We start from the raw sequence: 20,017 nt of genomic DNA, 5'->3' as shown, positions 1-20,017 counted from the left end.
CGGGATCACCGAGATTCAACGGGCTACTTACTCTCTCCGGGCAGCAATTCGTCGAGGGTGATCACGACATCGGCCGCACCGAATCCGGCGACCGGAACCGGTCCCCGCTCGATCACCACCGCCCGAAGATCCTCGAGCGGTTGCGGATCCAATCCGGCGAGACCGTCGGCGTCGATGAACAGGTGGGTGACCCACTCGTCGGCCAGCGCCTCGGCGCTCGCGTCGGCGGGCAGCACCAGCGATGCGCCGGTGGCCCCGATCGCCACGATCTCGAGCACGCCCGCGACCGACCCGGTGTCACCGTGGCGGAAGGTGCGCGATTCGAAGGTGAGTCCGGTGCGCGACCGCATCCGATCCACCGCGTCCGCGAGACCGTCGTAACTCAGCGCGGTCCCCGCGCCGACGAAGGCCGGATCGGCCCCGCGCAGGGCCCGGATCCGGTTCGCATAGGTCACCGGGCGCGCCGACTCCCCGGCGATCTCGGCGAGCACTGCCACCTCGTCGAGCACCAGCCAGTCGATGCCACCGGACTCGCCGACGGCCGAATTCGCCAGTCCCACCTTGATTTCCAATGTCGTGGGCGGAGTCACGCCGTCGGCCGTCGGCACCACCGCGGCACCGGCCTTCAGCACCGCCCAGGTGGCCACGGCGGCGTCGACGCCGCGATCGAGCCGCAGCGCCACACCGACGCCCGGACCGCAGCCCCGCCCGATCAGCACCCGGGCCAGCCGCGAGGAGCGCGCGTCGAGCTCGTGATAGCTGATCGCCTCCTCGCCGAAGGCCAGTGCGGGACCGTCCGGATCGTCCTCGACGGCCGCGGCCAGCGCCTGCGCCAGCGCGGTGCCGATGGTCGAAGCGGTCTCGACCGGTTCGTGCGCGGGGACGACCGCTCGTTCCCCCGCGTCGAACAGATCGATCGCGCCGATCAGGATCTGCGGATCCGCCGCGACCGCGGTCAGCATGCGCTCGAAGCGACGTCCCAGCGCCCAGACGGTCGCCTCGTCGAACACCTCGGTCGCATAGGTCAGGACGGTCACGAGTTCGCCCGGCGCGCCGTCGGATTCGTGCCGCGGTTCCACGGTCACCTGCAGATCGAATTTCGCCGCGACCGCGTCGGTGTCGAGGGCGGTGATGGTCAGCCCGGGTAGCTCGAGGGTGGCCTGTTCGGTGTTCTGGAACGACAGCACCACCTGGAACAGGCTCTGCGCGCCGGATCGGCCGGGCGCGAGGACCTCGGCCACCCGCTCGAACGGGATATCGGCGTTGGCGAAGGCGGAAAGGTCGGTATCCCTGACCCTTTCGACCAGATCGTCGAAGGTGTCGGCCGTGCTCACCCCGGTGCGCAGGGTCAGCGTGTTGACGAACATGCCGACCAGATCGTCCAGGGCGCGCTCGCCGCGGCCCGCGATCGCGGTGCCGATGGCGATATCGGCGCTGCCCGACTGCCGGGCCAGCAGCGCGGCCAGGGCGGCGTGCACCACCATGAACAGCGACGAATTATGTTCGCGCGCAACCCGGACCAGGCCCTCGTGCACGGCTTGGGGCACCAGCATGCCCACCGTCGCACCGCGCATGGACGGCGTCGCCGACCGCGGGTGATCGATCGGAAGTACCCGGCTGGTGGACAATCCGGCCAACTGTTCGCGCCAATAGGCCAATTGCCGTGCGGCGACAGAATTCTCGTCGTCGTCGGCGCCGATCACGCCGCGCTGCCACAGGGCGAAGTCGGCGTACTGCACCTCGAGCGGCGCCCAGCCGGGCTCGCCGCCATGACTGCGGGCCAGATAGGCGGTCACCAGATCGCGGGCCAGCGGCGCCATCGACGCGCCGTCACCGGCGATGTGATGGACGACCAGCGCCAGCAGCTGCTCCTCGCCGCTCCGCAGGAGCAGCGCGCGCACCGGAACCTGTCGCGTCACATCGAATCCGGTGGATAGCAGCGCGGTGACGCGGCCGATCGGATCGTCGGTGGTCTCCACGTCCAGCCCGTGCGGCAGCGCCTCGCTCACCGGCAGGATCTCCTGATACGGCCGCCCGCCCGGGCCCGCCGGATAGCGGGTGCGCAGCACCTCGTGCCGCTCCACCACATCGCCGACCGCGTGGCGCAGCGCGTCCACATCGAGTGCGCCGGTCAGCCGGATCGCCAAGGGGATGTTGTACGAGGGCGATTCGGGATCGAGCTGGTTGATGACCCACATCCGCTGCTGCGCCAGCGATAGCGGCACCCGGTCGGTGCGCGGGGCCGGACCCAGTCGCGGCCGGGCCGCCCCGGCCGCCGCGCCGGGCACGATGCGGGCCGCGAGCGCGGCGACCGAGGGCGCCTCGAACAGCTCGCGCACGGCTAGATTCCCGTCCAGCGCCTCGTTGATCCGCGCGACCGCGCGAGTGGCCAGCAGCGAATTGCCGCCGAGGCCGAAGAAGTCGTCGTCCAGGCCCACCTCGGCGGCGGCGAGCAGCTCGCCGAACACCTCGGCCACGGCCTGTTCGATCGGGGTGCCGGGCGCGCGGTAGGCGGCCGAACCGAGGAACTCCGGCGCGGGCAGCGCCCTGCGGTCGAGCTTGCCGTTCGGGGTCAGCGGCAGCGCGTCCAGGATCACCAGCGCGTCGGGAATCATGTAGCCGGTGAGGAATTCGCTCACCTCGGCGCGCAGCGCGGCCGAATCCACTGCGGCGCCCGCATCGGCCACCACATAGCCCACCAGCCGGTCACCGGTGTGCTCGTCGGCGCGCACGACCACCACGGCCTGGCTCACGCCCGTGCAGCGCAGCAGCGCCGCCTCGATCTCGCCGAGTTCGATGCGGAAGCCGCGCAGCTGCACCTGTTGATCGCTACGCCCGGCGTATTCGAGATTCGCCTCGCCGTTGAATCCGGCCCAGCGGCCGATATCGCCGGTGCGGTACATCCGAGATCCGGGCGCCCCGTACGGATTCGCCACGAAACGGGCCGCGGTCAGTGCGGGACGGCCCAGATAGCCTCGCGAAAGCTGTTGTCCCGCAACGTACATCTCACCGGCCACGCCGACCGGCGCGGGATGCAACCGAGCGTCGAGCACGGCGGCCTCCAGGCCCGGCAGCGCCCGGCCGATGACGCTGGCCGGGCTGTCGCACAGCCGCTCGTCCAGCTCCAGGAACGACACGTGCACGGTCGTCTCCGTGATGCCGTACATGTTGATCAGCTGCGGCGCGTCCGGGGCGTGCCGCTCGTACCAGCGCTGGAGCTGCCGCAGATCCAGGGCCTCGCCACCGAACACCACGTAGCGCAGCGCGAACTTGCCCGCATCCGAATGTACGGCGCGATCGGCCTCGGCCAGCTGGTAGAAGGCCGAGGGCGTCTGATTGAGCACGGTGACCTGTTCGCGAATCAGCAACTCGCGGAACAGTTCCGGCGATCTGGAGGTCAGATAGTCGACCACGACGACCGCGCCGCCGTTGGCCAGCGCGCACCACAGCTCCCAGACCGAGAAGTCGAAGGCGAACGAGTGGAACAGCGTCCACACATCGGTCTCGTCGAATTCGAACAGCAGCTGGGTGTTGGCGAACAGCTCCAGCACGTTGCGGTGCGTGACGCCGACGCCCTTGGGCACGCCGGTGGAGCCGGAGGTGTAGATGACATAGGCGAGATCGTGCGGCCGCAGCGGCGCGATCCGGTCCGCGTCGGTCACCGGACGGTCGTCGAACGCCTCGGCCTGCTCCAGCAGCAGCACCGGAATATCGTTGTCCGGCAGGGATTCCCGCGCCTCGGCAGTGGTGAGGATGCAGGTGGGCGCGGCGTCGTTCAGCATGAACTCGAGCCGCTGCCGCGGATAGGTCGTATCGATCGGCAGATAGCCCGCGCCCGCCGTCAGCACGCCGAGCAGCGCGACCGGCAGCGCCTCGGTGCGCGGAATCGCCACGGCCACCAGGTTTTCCGGCCCGGCGCCGTGCGCGATCAGCGCCCGCGCCACCCGATTCGCCCGGCGCTGCAGCTCGCCGAAGGTGAGCGTGGCCTCGCCGGAGCGAACCGCGACCGCGTCCGGACGCCGACGTGCCTGTGCCGCGACGAGATCGGCCAGCGTGACCGAGGGCACCTCGACGCCGGGGGAATTCCATTCGCGCAGTACCAGTTCGCGCTCGCCCGGCGCGAGCACGTCGATATCGCCGACCACGGCCGTGGCATCGGCGGCGACCGCGTCCAGCACGCGGCGCAGACGGTCGGCGAAGTCCTGCACGGTCGCGTCGTCGAACAGATCGGTGGCGTAGTTGAACGCCGCCGATATGCCCTGCGGCACACCGTGTTCATCGATACGCTCGGCCAGCGTCAGCTGCAGATCGAACTTGGCCAGCGGGACGGACATATCCACCCCGGCGACCGCCAGCCCCGGCAGTTCCAGATGGGTCTGGGCGAGGTTCTGGAAGGTGAGCATCACCTGGAACAGCGGATGCCGGCCCGCCGAGCGGACCGGATCCAGCAGTTCCACGAGCCGTTCGAACGGCACATCCGCATGTCCGAACGCGGCCACATCGGTGCCGCGGACCGCGGCGAGCAGTTCGTCGAAGCGGGTAGCCGGATCGACATCGGTGCGCAGCACGAGCGTATTGACGAACATGCCGATCAGATCGTCCAGTGCGGCCTCACCGCGACCCGCGACCGGTGTGCCGATCGCGATGTCGCGGGTGCCCGACAACCGGGCCAGCAGCACCGCGAGCGCGGCATGCACGACCATGAACAGCGTCGAATTATTCTGGTGCGCAAGACGATTCAGGGCGGCGTGCACCCCGGCGCCGATCTCGAAGTCCAGCGTCGCGCCGTGGTTGGTGGCCATGGCCGGACGCGGGCGGTCGGCGGGCAGCTCCAACTGGTCGGGCAGCGCGGCCAGCGTCTGCCGCCAGTACTCGATCTGCTGCGACAGCAGCGATTCCGGATCGTCCTCGCCGCCGAGCGCCTCGCGCTGCCACAGCGCGTAATCGGCGTACTGCACCTCGAGCGGGGTCCACTCCGGCTGGCCGCCGCGGACGCGATCCAGATAGGCGGTCATCAGATCGCGGGTCAGCGGTCCCATCGAGAAGCCATCGCCCGCGATGTGGTGCACCACGCACACCAGCACGTATTCGGTATCCGACAGCCGGATCACCCGCAGCCGCAGCGGCGGCGCGAGGGTCACGTCGAAGCCGGTGGTCACGGCCGCGGCGACCAGTCCGAACACCTCGGCCTGATCCGCCTCGACGACCGGAAGTTCCGGCACCGCACGGGGATCCGACGCCGCGAGCACCAATTGGTAACCCTCGCCGTCGAGTTCGGGATAGATCGTGCGCAGTACCTCGTGGCGCTCCACCAGATCTCGCACGGCCGCGCGCAACGCGGCCACGTCGAGGCCGCCCGTCAGCCGGACCGCGACCGGAATGTTGTTGACGGCGCTGGCCGGATCGAAGCGGTTGAGGAACCACATGCGCTGCTGCGCATACGACAGCGGAATACGTTCGGGGCGCGGCATCGGGCGCAGCTGCTGCCCGACCGCCGAACCGGAATGGCGCTCCACGCGTTCGGCCAACGCGCCCACGGTGGACGCCTCGAACAGCAGCTGCACCGGCACCCGCAGACCCAGCGCCGCGCCGATACGCGCGGCGGCCTGGGCCGCCAGCAGCGAGTTGCCACCCAGCTCGAAGAAGTCGTCGTCGACGCCCACCCGACCCGGATTGTCCTCGTCACCCGGCACGAGCAGCGCCGCGAACACATCGGCGACGATCTCCTCGACCGGGGTGGCGGGAGCGCGGAATTCCCTTGCGGCGAAGGTGGGTTCGGGCAGGCGCGCACGGTCCAGCTTGCCGACCGGGGTCAGCGGGAGCTCGTCGAGCACCATGATCGCGGCGGGAATCATGTACGCGGGCAACGATTCCGACAGGAAGTCCACCAATTCGCCGGTGTCGACCGAGGTTCCGGCGCGCGGGAGGACATAGGCCACCAGCGCCGTCGCGCCCGAGGGCAGCGTGCGGCCGAGGGTGGCGGCATAGTCGAGGTCGGGGTGGGCGGTCAGCGCGTTATCGATCTCGCCGAGTTCGATGCGGAAACCACGGATCTTCACCTGGAAGTCCGAGCGGCCCAGGTATTCGATGGTGCCGTCGGAATCGTTGCGCCGCACCAGATCTCCGGTGCGATACAGCCGGGCACCGGTACCGTCGGCGGCGCCGAACGGACTGGCCACGAAGCGTTCCGCGGTCAGGCCCGGCCGCCCCAGATAGCCCTGGGCCAGCGCCGGTCCGGACAGATACAGTTCGCCGATCACTCCGGCGGGCACCGGACGCAGCCGCGAATCCAGTACGAACGCACCGACTCCCGCGATCGGGGAGCCGATGGTGACCGGCTCACCCGGCTCGAGCGGGGCGCTGGAGGTAGCCAGGATGGTCGCCTCGGTCGGGCCGTAGCCGTTGTAGAACAGCCGACTGCCCTGGGCCCAGCGGCTCATCAGTTCCGGGCCGAACTTGTCACCGGCGACGACGACCGCCTCGAGGTCGTCCAGGCCGCTCGGATCCACCGATTCCAGTGCGCCGGGCGTGATGAGCAGATGCGTGATCTGTTCGCGCCGCAGCAGATCCGCCAGTTCGAAGCCGCCGAAGATCTGCGGCGGCGACACCACCAGGGCCGCGCCCGAGGAGAACGCCAACAGCAGTTCCAGCACCGAGACGTCGAAGTTGGGTGAGCAGACATGCAGGACGCGGGAGTCCTCGCCGACGCCGTAGTGCTCGCGTTCGGCGGCCACCAGCGCGCCCAGGCCGGTATGGGTGACCACCACGCCCTTGGGGCGGCCGGTCGAGCCGGAGGTGTAGATGACGTAGGCCGGATGCTGCTCGGTCAGCGGGCGCACCCGGTCGGTATAGGAGATCGGATGCGACGGCCGGGTCGCGACCTGATCGGCCACCACCGGATCGTCGAGTTCGAGCCAGTACAGACCGGTACCCAGGGCGGACCGGTGTGCGGAGGTCGTGAGGCCCAGCACCGCACCGGAATCGGCGACGATATGGGCGATCCGCTCGGCGGGATAGGTCGGATCGATCGGGACGTAGGCGGCGCCGGTCTTGGCGATCGCCCAGACCGACAGCACCGATTCGATCGAGCGGGTGATGCCGATGGCGACGACGTCACCGGCGCCGATATCGCGGTCGATCAGCTCCCGGGCCATACGTGAGGAGGCCTCGTCGAATTCCCGATAGGTCAGTTCGCGGGCATCGGCGGGGTCACCGGTCGGGGAGAACCGGATCGCCACCGAATCGGCCGCGGATTCCACCGCTGCGGTGAGCAGCTGACCGAACAGCGGGCTGCCCGACCGACGGCGACGACCCCCGCGGGCGGAACGGCGGGCAGTATCCATTCGAGTGCTTTCACCTCTCGCGTTCATCAGGTCCGCACGCCGAACAAGTTCGACGCCCCCACCCCGCGGTCCGGGCAATCATATAGGTGCGCGGGGTGCGGCGGGTCTGCCCGAGCTATCTACTACTCATCGGTAGAAGGGTGCCCGAGCGTTGCGGGATTACTCCAATCGGATGAGCTGCGTCACAGCGCGGACCCATCCGCCGGAGGAACGTGAAAGCTGTCGACCTGGTATTTCCCTATCGATCTCCGCGGGGATCGAACAGCCCGACCAGTACGGATCCGATCTCGGCGACTCCGTCCGGCGCGATCATCCCGTCGTGGTCGGCCGAGACCGGATGTTCGACGATCACACCGTCCACAGACCCCTGCCAACCCGCCGAACCGCCGCGGTTCTCGACCGCGCTGAAGTAGTCGACACGACCCCGGAACACCGGCGCTCGATAATCGGATCCGAGCGCGATGGTCCGCATCGCCGTGCGGTAGATCAGCCGCAGATGTTCGGGCGTCAGCACCGCGCCCAATTCGGGCGCGAGGGTCTCGCGCAGGATGGCCAGCAGGTTGTCGTCCAGTTCGGCGCCGTCGAATCCGTCCACATCCAGGCCGAGTTCGGCGATGCGGGCGCGGACCGCCTCGTGGAAGGCGCTCACATCGGTGTCGAGGCGGCTGTCGAGCATGATCAGTTCCGCGATGTCCTCGCCCTGTGCCTGCAGTTCGGCCGCCACCGCATGGGCGAGCACCCCGCCCAGCGACCAGCCGAGCAGCCGGTACGGGCCTGCGGGCTGTACGGCCCGGATCTCGGCGGCGTATCGCCGGGCGATCTCGGTCAGCGAATCCGGAAGATAGTCCGGTTCGGACAGGGCGGGCGACTGCAACCCGTAGACCGGGCGGCCCGCCGGCACCTGTCGCGAGAGTCCGAGGTACACCCACGCCAGACCGCCGAGGGCATGGATACAGAACAGTGGATCGGCGTCGGTGCCGGATCGGATCGGAATCAGCACCCGCAGGGCCGCGTCGACATCGAGCTCATGTCCCGGGCCACCGGCTCGCGCCCGTTCGATCCGCGCGGCGAGCGCGGCCACGGTGGGATCGGTGAAGAACCACGGCACGCCCACCTCGATCCCGGCCAGTTCGCTCAGGCGGCCGACCACTCGGACCGCCAGCAGCGAGTTGCCGCCGAGGGTGAAGAAGTCGTCGTCGAGGCCCACCTGATCCACACCGAGTACATCGGCATAGACCGAGGCCACGACCTCTTCGAGCGGGGTCGAGGGCGCGCGGAAGACGGCGGCCTCGAACCGCGGCTCCGGCAAGGCGTTTCGATCGAGCTTGCCGTTCGCGTTGAGCGGCAGGGCATCGAGGATCACGATCGCGGCGGGGACCATATACGACGGAAGAACCGAGGACAGCGACGATTTCACGTGCGGCACGTCGATATCCGTCCCGGCGGGGACCAGATAGGCCACCAGACGGCCGCCGGTCCGCTCCTCCGTCTGGGCCAGCACGGCCGCCTGGGCGATCTCGGGGAGAGACAGCAGGGCGGACTCGATCTCACTGAGTTCGATGCGGAAGCCGCGGATCTTCACCTGGAAGTCGGTGCGGCCGCGGTATTCCAATTCGCCGTTGTGCCAGGCGACCAGATCTCCGGTGCGGTACATGCGGGAGCCGATGCCATCTCCCTGGCCGCCGAAGGGGTTCGCGACAAACCGATCGGCGGTCAGATCCGCGCGGGCGAGGTAGCCGCGGGCCAGCTGCGCGCCCGCCAGATACAGTTCGCCCGCGACGCCGTCCGGGACCGGGTGCAGGCGCGAATCCAGCACGTAGACCTGACTGTTCCACTCCGGGACACCGATCGGCACCGAGGTCCGGTCCGCATCGGTCACCTCGTGAGTGGTGATCGAGACGGCGGCCTCGGTCGGGCCGTACAGGTTGAACAGATCGGTGTCGGGGTGCGCGGATCGGAACCGTTGCGCCAATGCCCCGGGCAGGGCCTCGCCGATCGCCAGTACTCGGCGTACCGAGCCGGGTAATCCGTGGGTCACCAAGGCATCGAGCATGGACGGGACGGCGTGCAGGGTGGTGACGGCTTCGCGTTTGACGAGTTCGTTCAGGTATGCCGGGTCGCGGTGGCCGTCGGGTGCGGAGATCACCAATCGGCCGCCGCTGACGGCCGTGGACCAGAACTCCCATACCGACAGGTCGAACGTCGCGGCGGTCTTCAACAACACCGCATCATCCACGCCCAAACCGAATTCGGCCGTCTTCCACAGCAACTGATTCACCACCGCCGCATGCGGAACCGCCACACCCTTCGGACGACCCGTCGAACCCGACGTGAAGATCACATACGCCGTGTTCTCCGGACGCAACAGGGATACCCGCTCGGCATCGGCGATCGCCACATCCGAGAACTCACCCAGGGCCAACTCATCGATCCGAACCAGCGGTGCCACATCGCTATCGAACCCCGCGGCAGCATTGGTCAGTACACACACCGGCGCGGCAGTAGACAGGACATAACCCGTCCGGTCGGCGGGCTGATCCGGATCCACCGGCACATACGCACCACCAGCAACCGACACCGCGTACGTCGCGACCACGAGATCGGCCGAGCGACGCAACGCCAACCCCACCCGCGACTCCGGACCCACACCCAACGAAATCAGATACCGCGCCAGACGATTCACCCGGCGATCGAGCTCGGCATACGTCAGCACCACACCATCCGGCCCGATCACCGCGACCGCGGCCGGATTCGCCGCAGCCGTCGCGGCCAGCAACGACGCCAGGGTCTGCGCGTGATCCACCTCATGCGCGGTGTCATTGCGCTCCCGAAGGATTCGCTCGTTCTCCACCGCGTGGAGCAGCTCCATATCCCCGACCGCCGTACGCGGCGCGGCGACTATCTCGCCGAGCAGTCGCACGAACCGATCCACGAAGCCCCGCACGGTATCCCGCTCGAACAGATCCGTGGCGAATGTGACCGCACCACCGATACCGACCGGCTCCCCGGCCTCGTCGTATCGATCGGACACGATCCAGTGCAGATCGAATTGCGAGATCTCGGCATCGAACTCCACACCCGACACCCGCAGCCCCGGCAGTTCCAGGCTGGACTGAGCCAAGTTCTGGAACGACAAACCCACCTGGAACAACGGATGCCGCGCCGTCGAACGAACCGGATTCAGTATCTCTACCAAACGCTCGAACGGCACATCGGCATTCGCGAACGCCTGAATATCGATCTCACGCTGACGCGACAACAACTCGGTAAACGACGTACCGGACTCCACCTGGGTACGGAACACCAAGGTATTGACGAACATACCGATCAAATCATCCAGCACCGCTTCGCCACGACCGGCCATCGGCGTACCGATCGCGATGTCATCAGTACCCGACAACCGCGCCAGCAACACGGCCAACGCGGTATGCACAACCATGAACAGCGTCGCACCCTCAGCACGCGCCAACTCGATCAATGCCCGATGGGTACCGGCATCGATATGCACGTCAACCTTGCCACCCGCGAACGACTGCACCGGCGGACGCGGCCGATCCGACGGCAGATCCAATTGATCCGGCAGTCCGGCCAACGCCGACTTCCAATACTCGATCTGGCCGGCCGCCAACGACTCCGGATCATCATCCCTACCCAGCAACTCACGCTGCCAAATCGAGTAATCCGCATACTGCACCGCCAACGGCGCCCAACCCGGCGCCGCACCCACCGAACGCGCGGCGTACGCGGTCATCAGATCCCGAGTCAACGGACCAATCGACGAACCGTCACCGGAGATGTGATGCACCACCATCGCCAGCACGTATTCGCTTACCGCACCCTCGATCTCGAATACCGCGACCTTGACCGGCACCTCCGAGGTCACATCGAACGCCGACGACATCAGCGCCCGCGCCGCGGATTCCCATTCCCCGGCCGCCAGCGTCCGTACCTCGATCGCGGGCACCGCCTCCGCCACCGGCAAAACGACCTGCACCGGCTCCAGGATGGGCGCGGGGGAATCCGGCACAGCGGTCTGCGGATAGATCGTGCGCAGAATCTCGTGGCGGACAATGACATCGGTGACGGCCGCGGTCAGCGCCGAGACGTCCAGCGTCCCGGACAGCCGCACGGCCACCGGAATGTTGTATGCCCGCGACGCCGGATCGAACCGGTTCAGGAACCACATCCGCCGCTGCGCCAGCGACAGCGGAATGCGGTCCGGCCGCGGCCGGGCCACGAGCTCCCGGCGATCGGTCGCGCCCGCGGGCTCGGACAGCCGGGCCGCCAGCGCCGCCACCGTCGACGCCTCGAACAGCAGCCGAACCGGAACCCGGACACCGACGGCCGCACCGAGCCGGGCCATGACCTGGGTGGCGATCAGCGAGTTGCCGCCCAGGTGGAAGAAATCGTCGTCGGCGCCGATCGCGGTGTCCGGACCGAGCAATTCGGTGAAAACCTCCGCGACCAATTCCTCCAATCGCCCGGTGGGCGCGCGGAATTCGATGGTCCGCAGTACCGGCGCGGGCAGCGCGGCACGGTCGAGCTTGCCCACCGGGGTCAGCGGGATCTCGTCGAGGATCATGATCGTGGTCGGCACCATATGCGCGGGCAGAGTGCGCTCCACGAATGCCCGCAACTCGTCGGCGTCCACCGCCGCGCCGTGCACATAGGATACGAGAATCGTTGCGTGGGTATCGATCCGGTGGCCGACGGTCACCGCGAAGTCGACGGTCTCATGCGCGGCCAGCGCCGCATCGATCTCACCCAGTTCGATCCGGAAGCCGCGGATCTTCACCTGGAAATCGTTGCGCCCCAGATACTCCAGCTCACCCGAATCCGTCCGGCGCACCAGATCGCCGGTGCGGTAGAGCCGCGCGCCGGAGCCATCTTCTGAGCTGCCCCCTGGGACCCCGAAGGGGTCGGCCACGAAGCGAGCCGCGGTCAGCCCCGGCCGCTCGTGATAGCCGCGCGCCACCTGCACACCGGTGATGTAGAGCTCTCCGGCAACACGATTCGGCACCGGCCGCAGCCGCTCGTCGAGCACGTATTCGGTGATCCCGCGAATCGGCTTGCCGATGGTCACCGTCTCATCCGGCGTGAGCGGCGCGCTGATATTCGTCATGATCGTGGTCTCGGTCGGACCGTATCCGTTGTAGAACTCCCGGGTCCGGCGTCCCTGCAGCGGAATCGCCCAGCGCCGCACCAACTCCGGCGGACATGCCTCACCACCGGCCACGACCACGCGCAGCTTGTCCAAGCCCTCCGGATCCACCGATGCCAGGGCGGCGGGGGTGATGAACGCGTGCGTCACCCGTTCCCGCCGCAGCAATGCCGCCAGATCCGCGCCGCCGTAGACCGTCGGCGCGACCACCACCATCGTCGCGGCCGCGCCGATCGCCAGCAGCAGTTCCAGCACCGAGGCGTCGAAGGACGGCGACGCGAAATGCAGGGTGCGCGAACCGGCGGTGACCCGATATCGTTCGCGCTGCTCATCGCAGAAGTTCGACAGACCGGCGTGGGTGACCACGACGCCCTTCGGCAGGCCCGTCGATCCGGATGTGTAGATCACATACGCCCGATGCTCCGGCCGCAGCGGGCGGATCCGGTCGGCGTCGGTGATCGGATCGGCCGGATACTCCTCGAGCTCGGCCGCGTCGAGGACGAGCCAGTCGACGGTCGTCGGCAGTTGCGCGCGCACCGTCTCGATCGTCATGCCGAGGACCGCCCCGGAATCCGACAGCATATGCGCGACCCGATCCGCGGGGTAGTTCGGATCGACCGGCAGGAATCCGGCGCCGGCCTTGGCTACGGCCCAGACCGCGATCACCGATTCCACCGAACGCGGAATCCCGACCGCCACCAGATCTTCCGGACCGACACCGCGGGCGATCAGCGCCCGCGCCAGCCGCGTGGACCGCTCGTCGAGTTCGAGGTATTCCAGTTCGGTGATCGTGTCGGCGGCGTCGGCGAGGACGACGGCGACACCGTCGGGATTGGTCTCGACGGCCGCCTCCATCAGCTGCGGCAGCGTCGGGGCCTGCGCCGGTCCGGCCTGCGTCAGCGGCTCGGGCGTCACCGACGTCGGATTACTCTCCTCGGTATCGAGAATGTCGATATCGCCCACCGTGATCCGCATATCGGCCGCGACCGCGGTCAGGATGCGTTCGAAGCGCCGGCCGAACGAGCGGACCGTCGCCTCGTCGAAAAGGTCTGTCGCATAGGTGAAGACGACCGCCAGCTCACCGAGCGCACCGTCGGGGCCCGGCTGCGGTTCGACGTTCATCTGCAGATCGAATTTCGCGGCCACCTCGCCGGTATCCAGCGCGGTGACGGTCAACCCGGGCAGCCGCAGCTCGGGCCGCTCGGTGTTCTGGAACGACAGCACCACGTCGAACAGCGGATTGCGGGTCGCGTCGCGCACCGGAACCGTCGCATCCACCACCCGCTCGAACGGGATATCGGCGTTGGCGAATGCGGCCAGATCGGTTTCCCGGATCTGGGCGAGCAGTGCATCGAATCCCGCGCCCGGATCGACCCGGCCGCGCAGGGCCAGCGTATTGACGAACATGCCGACCAGCTCGTCGAGCGCCCGCTCGCCACGTCCGGCGATGGGCGTGCCGACGACGATATCGCCGCCACCGGACAGCCGCGCCAACAGCACCGACAGCGCCGCGTGCACGACCATGAACAGCGAGGCGTGCTGTTCGCGCGCGATGCCCATCAGGCCCGCATGCACCGGCGCACCCACGGTGAATCCGACGGTGGCGCCGCGCAGCGACGGCACCGCGGGCCGCGGCCGATCGGCCGGCAGTTCCGGCCTGGCGGGCGGACCCGCCAGCTGCTCGCGCCAATACCCCAATTGCCGTGCGGCGGCGCTGTTCTGCTCATCCTCGGTGCCGAGGACCGCGCGCTGCCAGATCGCGAAATCGGCGTACTGTACCGGCAGCGGCGCCCACGCGGGCGCGCCGCCTCCGGCGCGAGCCAGATAGGCCGTCACCAGATCGCGGGCCAGCGGAGCCAGCGAGGAACCGTCGGCGCAGACGTGATGGACGACGAGCACGAGCAGGTGATCATCGATGCCGTTGCTGAACAACCGGATTCGCACCGGCGCGGCCACGGTGACGTCGAATCCGGTGGACATGAGCTCGGCGCCGAGATCCGACAGATCCGTACCCGCCGGTTCGACGGTCAGCCCGCCGGGCAGCACCTGATCGGCCGGCACGATCCGCTGATACGGCTGTCCGCCGTCCGCCGGGAAGTAGGTGCGCAGCGCCTCATGACGATCCAGGACATCCATGACGGCGTGGCGCAGTGCCGCATGGTCGAGCGCGCCGCTCAGCCGGATTCCGAACGGCATGTTGTAAGCCGGTGCGGCGGGATCGATCTGGTTGATCACCCACATGCGCTGCTGCGCCAGCGACAACGGAATCCGTTGCGGGCGATCGGCGCGCACCAGCGGCGGCCGACCGGCATCACCGGGCGCACCGGGAACGATCCGGGCGGCCAGGGCCGCGACCGTGGACGCCTCGAACAACTCCCGCACCGCGACACGTGTGTTCAGGGCCTCGCCGAGCCGGGCGGTGACGCGGGTGGCGATCAGCGAATTGCCGCCGAGCGCGAAGAAGTCGTCGTCCGCGCCCACCCGATCGACGCCCAGCAGATCGGCGAAGACCGTCGCGACGGCCTCCTCGACCGGCGTTGCGGGAGCACGGAATTCGCGCGCCGCGAAGGTCGGCTCCGGCAATGCCCTGCGGTCCAGTTTCCCGGAGGCGTTGAGCGGGAGGGCATCCAGCGCCACGATCGCCGCGGGCACCATATAGGCGGGCAGTGACCGCGCGAGCGCGGTCCGGCACTGCTCCACATCGATCCGCTGCCCCGGTGCGGTGACCGCATAGGCGACCAGTTGATCGCCGATCGGCGAGACCACCACCGTCGCCACGGCCTGCGTCACGGCGGGCTGCGCCAGCAGCACGGCCTCGATCTCGCCCAGCTCGATCCGCTGACCACGGAACTTCACCTGGAAGTCGGTGCGGCCCAGATATTCCAGCCGAGGCGGCAGATCATCGGTGCCGTCCCGCCACCTCACCAGATCACCGGTGCGATACATGCGCGAACCGCTGGTTCCCCCGGCGCGGTCCCCGAAGGGGTCGGCCACGAACCGATCCGCGGTCAGATCCGGCCGCCGCACATATCCGCGGGCCAGCTGATCACCGGCCAGATACAGCTCGCCGGGCACCCCGGGCGGCACCGGCCGCAGCCGGGAATCCAGCACGTACACCCGACTGTTCCACTGCGGCAACCCGATCGGCACACTGCGCAACCCGGCCTTATCGGCCCGCCACGAGGTGATCGATACGGCCGCCTCGGTGGGCCCGTAGAGGTTGTGCACCGCCCCCGAGGCCACCGACCGCACGGCGGTGACCGTCTCCGGCGGCAGCGCCTCGCCGATCACGAAGATGTGCCGCAGCGTCCGCAACAGCTCCGGCCGGGCGTGCGCGGCGAATACCGCCAGCATCGAGGGCACGAAGTCGGTGACCGTCGCGCCCTGTGCGGCAATGGTTTCGGCCACGTAATCGGTATCGCGATGTCCGTCGTGCGTGGCGACGACCAGCCTGGCGCCGGCCCGCAGCGGCATGAAGTAGCCCCACAGCGATACGTCGAACGTGGTCGCGGTCTTCTGCAGGTATACATCGTGGGAGTCCAGGGGGTATTCCGACAGCATCCACTCGATCTGGTTGTGGATGGCCGCATGCGATACCGCGACGCCCTTCGGCCTGCCCGTCGAACCCGATGTGAAGATCACATAGGCCGGGTTGTCCGGCGATACCGGCCGCAACAGCTCGGCCGCGGCGATCGGAGCATCCGAAAACTGTTCCAGCGTCACGGAATCCAGATCCAGAACCCCGGTGCCCGCAGGCGTCGGCACGGCATCGGCGGTCCGGGTGAGCACGCAGTGCGGGCGGGCCGTCTCGAGGATATGCGCGATGCGCTCACCCGGATGATCCGGATCCAGCGGCACGTAGGCGCCGCCCGCGGTGATCACCGCGTACATCCCGACGACCAGATCGATCGAACGCCGGATCGCGAGCCCGACAAGCGATTCGGCCCCCACACCCCCCGCGATCAACGCGCGCGCGAGCCGGTTGACCCGCGCATCGAATTCGCGATACGTGACCGCGTCGCCCTCGTACACCACCGCCACCGCGTCCGGATGCGCGGCGACGGCACGCCGATACCCGTCGAGCAGCAGTTCCCGCCCGACCGGATGCCGAGTATCGTTCCACTCCACCAGAATTCGGCCGCGCTGCGCCGAATCGAGCAGATCGATATCGCCGACGGGCCGCTCCGAATCGGCGACCATCGCCGCCAGTACGGTGCGCAGGCGGCGCGCGAAACCCTCGATCGTCGGCTGGTCGAACAGATCGGTGGCGTAGGTGAACGCCGCCGCCATCCCCTGCGGCGCCCCGTCCCGCTCGCGCGGCACGATGGTGAGCTCGATATCGAACTTGGCCAGCGGGACAGCCAGATCCACGCCCGACACCGCCAGCCCGGGCAGCTCCAGCTGCGTCTCCGCGAGGTTCTGGAAGGTCAGCATCACCTGGAACAGCGGATGCCGGGCACCCGAACGCACCGGATCCAGCAGTTCCACCAACCGCTCGAACGGCACATCCGCATGTCCGAACGCCGCCACATCGGTACCGCGCACGCGGCGCAGCAATTCGTCGACGGTGCCGGCCGGATCGATCTCGGTGCGCAGCACCAGCGTATTGACGAACATGCCGATCAGATCGTCGAGCGCCTGATCACCGCGACCGGCCACCGGAGTGCCGATCGCGATGTCCCGGGTGCCCGACAGCCGCGCCAGCAGCACCGCCAGCGCGACGTGGACCACCATGAACAGCGTCGAATTGTGCTGGTGTGCAAGGCGATTCAGCGCCGCGTGCAGTCCGGCGTCGATCTCGAACTCGACGGTCGCACCGCGATAGGAGGAGGCGATCGGCCGCGGCCGATCGGCGGGCAGATCCAACTGCTCCGGCAGATCGGCCAGGGTGTCCCGCCAGAACGCGACCTGGCGAGCCAGGACGGATTCCGGATCGTCCTCGGAGCCCAGCGCCTCGCGCTGCCAGAGCGTGTAATCGGCGTACTGCACCTCGAGCGGCTGCCACTGCGGCCCCGCACCCTCGGCACGGCCGATATAGGCGGTCATCAGGTCTCGGGTCAGCGGCCCCATCGAGAAACCGTCGCCCGCGATGTGGTGCACCACGCACACCAGCACATGGTCGGTCTCGGTCAGCCGGATCACCCGCAGCCGCACCGGCGGCGCGACCGTCACATCGAAGCCCGCGGTCACCGCCGCGGCGATCAGGCCGGGCACCTCGGCCTCGGCCGCCTCGACCACCGTCAGGTCCGGCACCGCACGCACATCCGCGGCCGCCAGCACCGATTGCCAACCCGCACCGTCGAATTCGGGATAGATCGTGCGCAACGCCTCGTGCCGCTCGACCAGATCGCGCACCGCCGCCCGCAGCGCCCCGATATCGAGGCGACCGCTCAACCGCACCGCGACGGGAATGTTGTTGACCGCGCTGCCCGGATCGAAGCGGTTGAGGAACCACATCCGCTGCTGGGCATACGACAACGGAATCCGCTCCGGCCGCGGCATCGGCCGCAGCGTCGCGCCCATCGCATCCACATGCTGGGCGACCCGCTCGGCCAGCGCGGCCACCGTGGACGCCTCGAACAGCAGCTGTACCGGCACCCGCAGATCCAGCGCCGACCCGATCCGGGCCGCCGCCCGCACGGCCAGCAGCGAGTTGCCGCCCAGTTCGAAGAAGTCGTCGTCCGCGCCCACCCGGCCGTCGTCGCCGGGCGTCAGCAGCGTCGCGAACACCTCCGCGATGACCTCCTCCGCCGGCGTCGACGGCGCCCGGAACTCCCGTGCGGTGAAGGTCGGCTCGGGCAGCCGCGTCCGATCCAGCTTGCCGACCGGGGTCAGCGGAATCTCCGTGAGCACCACCACGGCCGCCGGAACCATGTACGCGGGCAACGACTCCGACAGGAACTCCGTCAACTCGCCGGTGTCCACCGTCGCGCCGTCGGCCGGCAGTACATATGCCACCAGCGCCGTGGCGCCCGAGGGCAGGGTCCTGCCGAGCGTCGCACCGAACGCCACGGCCGGATGCCGGGTCAGGGCGTTATCGATCTCGCCGAGCTCGATCCGCAGGCCACGGATCTTCACCTGGAAGTCCGTGCGGCCCAGGTATTCGATGGTGCCGTCGTCACCGCGCCGCACCAGATCGCCCGTGCGATACAGCCGCGAACCCGGCGTTCCGGTATCGACCCCGAAGGGATTCGCGACGAATCGCTCCGTGGTCAGATCAGGTCGACCGTGATAGCCCCGGGCCAGGCCCGCCCCGGACAGATACAGCTCGCCGACCACCCCGTGCGGGACCGGTCGCAGCCGCGAATCCAGAATGTAGGCGCCCACATTCGCCAGCGCCCGGCCGATCGTGACCGGCTCGCCCGGAATCATCACACCGGTCGTCACCAGCACGGTGGCCTCGGTGGGGCCGTAGGCGTTGAACACCGCCCGCTTATCGCGGGTCCAGCGCGCGACCAGTTCGGATCCGAGCCGATCACCACCGCAGACGACGGCCCGCAGCTCGTCGAGCCCCTCCGGATCGACCGATTCCAGGGCGCCCGGCGTGATCAGCAGATGCGTGATCCGCTCCCGGCGCAACAACTCCCGCAGCTCGTCGCCGCCGAACACCGTCGGCGGCGACACCACCAGGGTGGCCCCGACGGCGAAGGTGAACAGCGTCTCCATCAGCGAGAAGTCGAAACTCGGCGAGCTGATGTGCAGTACCCGCGAATCGCTGGTCACCGAATACTGTTGGCCCACGGCCGCCATCGCGGCGACCCCGGCGCCTGTGACCACGACCCCCTTGGGCCGACCGGTCGAGCCCGAGGTGTAGATGACATAGGCGGGATGGTCCGCGCTCACCTGGCGCACGCGGTCGGCATAGGAGATCGGATGCGGCGGTTGCTCCGCCACCCGGCGCGCGATCTCGGGGTCGTCGAGCTCGAGCCACCCGATCGCATCGCCCAGCGCGGCTCGGTGCGCCCGGGTGGTCAGGCCGAGGACCGCACCGGAATCCGAGATCAGATGTGCGATCCGCTCGGGCGGATAGGCCGGATCGATCGGAACGTAGGCGGCGCCGGTCTTCGCGATGGCCCAGAGCGACAGCACCGATTCGATCGATCGGGTGATGGCCATCGCGACGAAATCGTCCGCCCCGACACCACGGCCGATCAGCTCACGGGCCAGGCGTGAGGACGCCTCGTCGAGTTCCCGATAGGTCAGTTCGCGCTGATCGGCCGGATCCCCGGTCGGATTGAACCGAATGGCGATCGAGTCCGCGGCCGACTCGACGGCGGTGCTCACGATCTGACCCAGGAGGGCGGTTCCCGACCGGCGCCGACCAGCGCCACGCGCGGCACGGTGACCACTGTTCATGCTTGTACTCGCCAACCTCTCGGATCCGCTGACCCCCGCGCCGACGCATCGACCTCACCCCCGAACCGTGGATGCGGATCCCGAGGCCGCGCGGCGTATCGGCGATGCTAATCGGACATATGGTCGATCAACGATTCGGGGTGGGTTAAGTAAAGGC

The 20,017-nt window shown here is 68.7% G+C and carries 2 protein-coding genes; both read right to left on the bottom strand.

Annotation, left to right across the window (positions count from 1 at the left end):
- Positions 1 to 23 precede the first annotated feature (23 nt).
- Entirely contained in the window at positions 24 to 7,343 is a 7,320-nt protein-coding gene (locus ACIA76_RS07940; RefSeq protein ID WP_397149808.1) for an amino acid adenylation domain-containing protein, read from the bottom strand.
- 238 nt (positions 7,344 to 7,581) lie between these two features.
- On the bottom strand, positions 7,582 to 19,860 hold the full coding sequence (locus ACIA76_RS07935) for an amino acid adenylation domain-containing protein (protein WP_397149806.1): 12,279 nt from the start codon (positions 19,858 to 19,860) through the stop codon (positions 7,582 to 7,584).
- Positions 19,861 to 20,017: the final 157 nt, after the last annotated feature.

The organism is Nocardia sp. NPDC051570, from assembly GCF_044454005.1.
Taxonomy (GTDB): Bacteria; Actinomycetota; Actinomycetes; order Mycobacteriales; family Mycobacteriaceae; genus Nocardia.
This window is presented reverse-complemented; position numbering and strand designations above follow the sequence as displayed.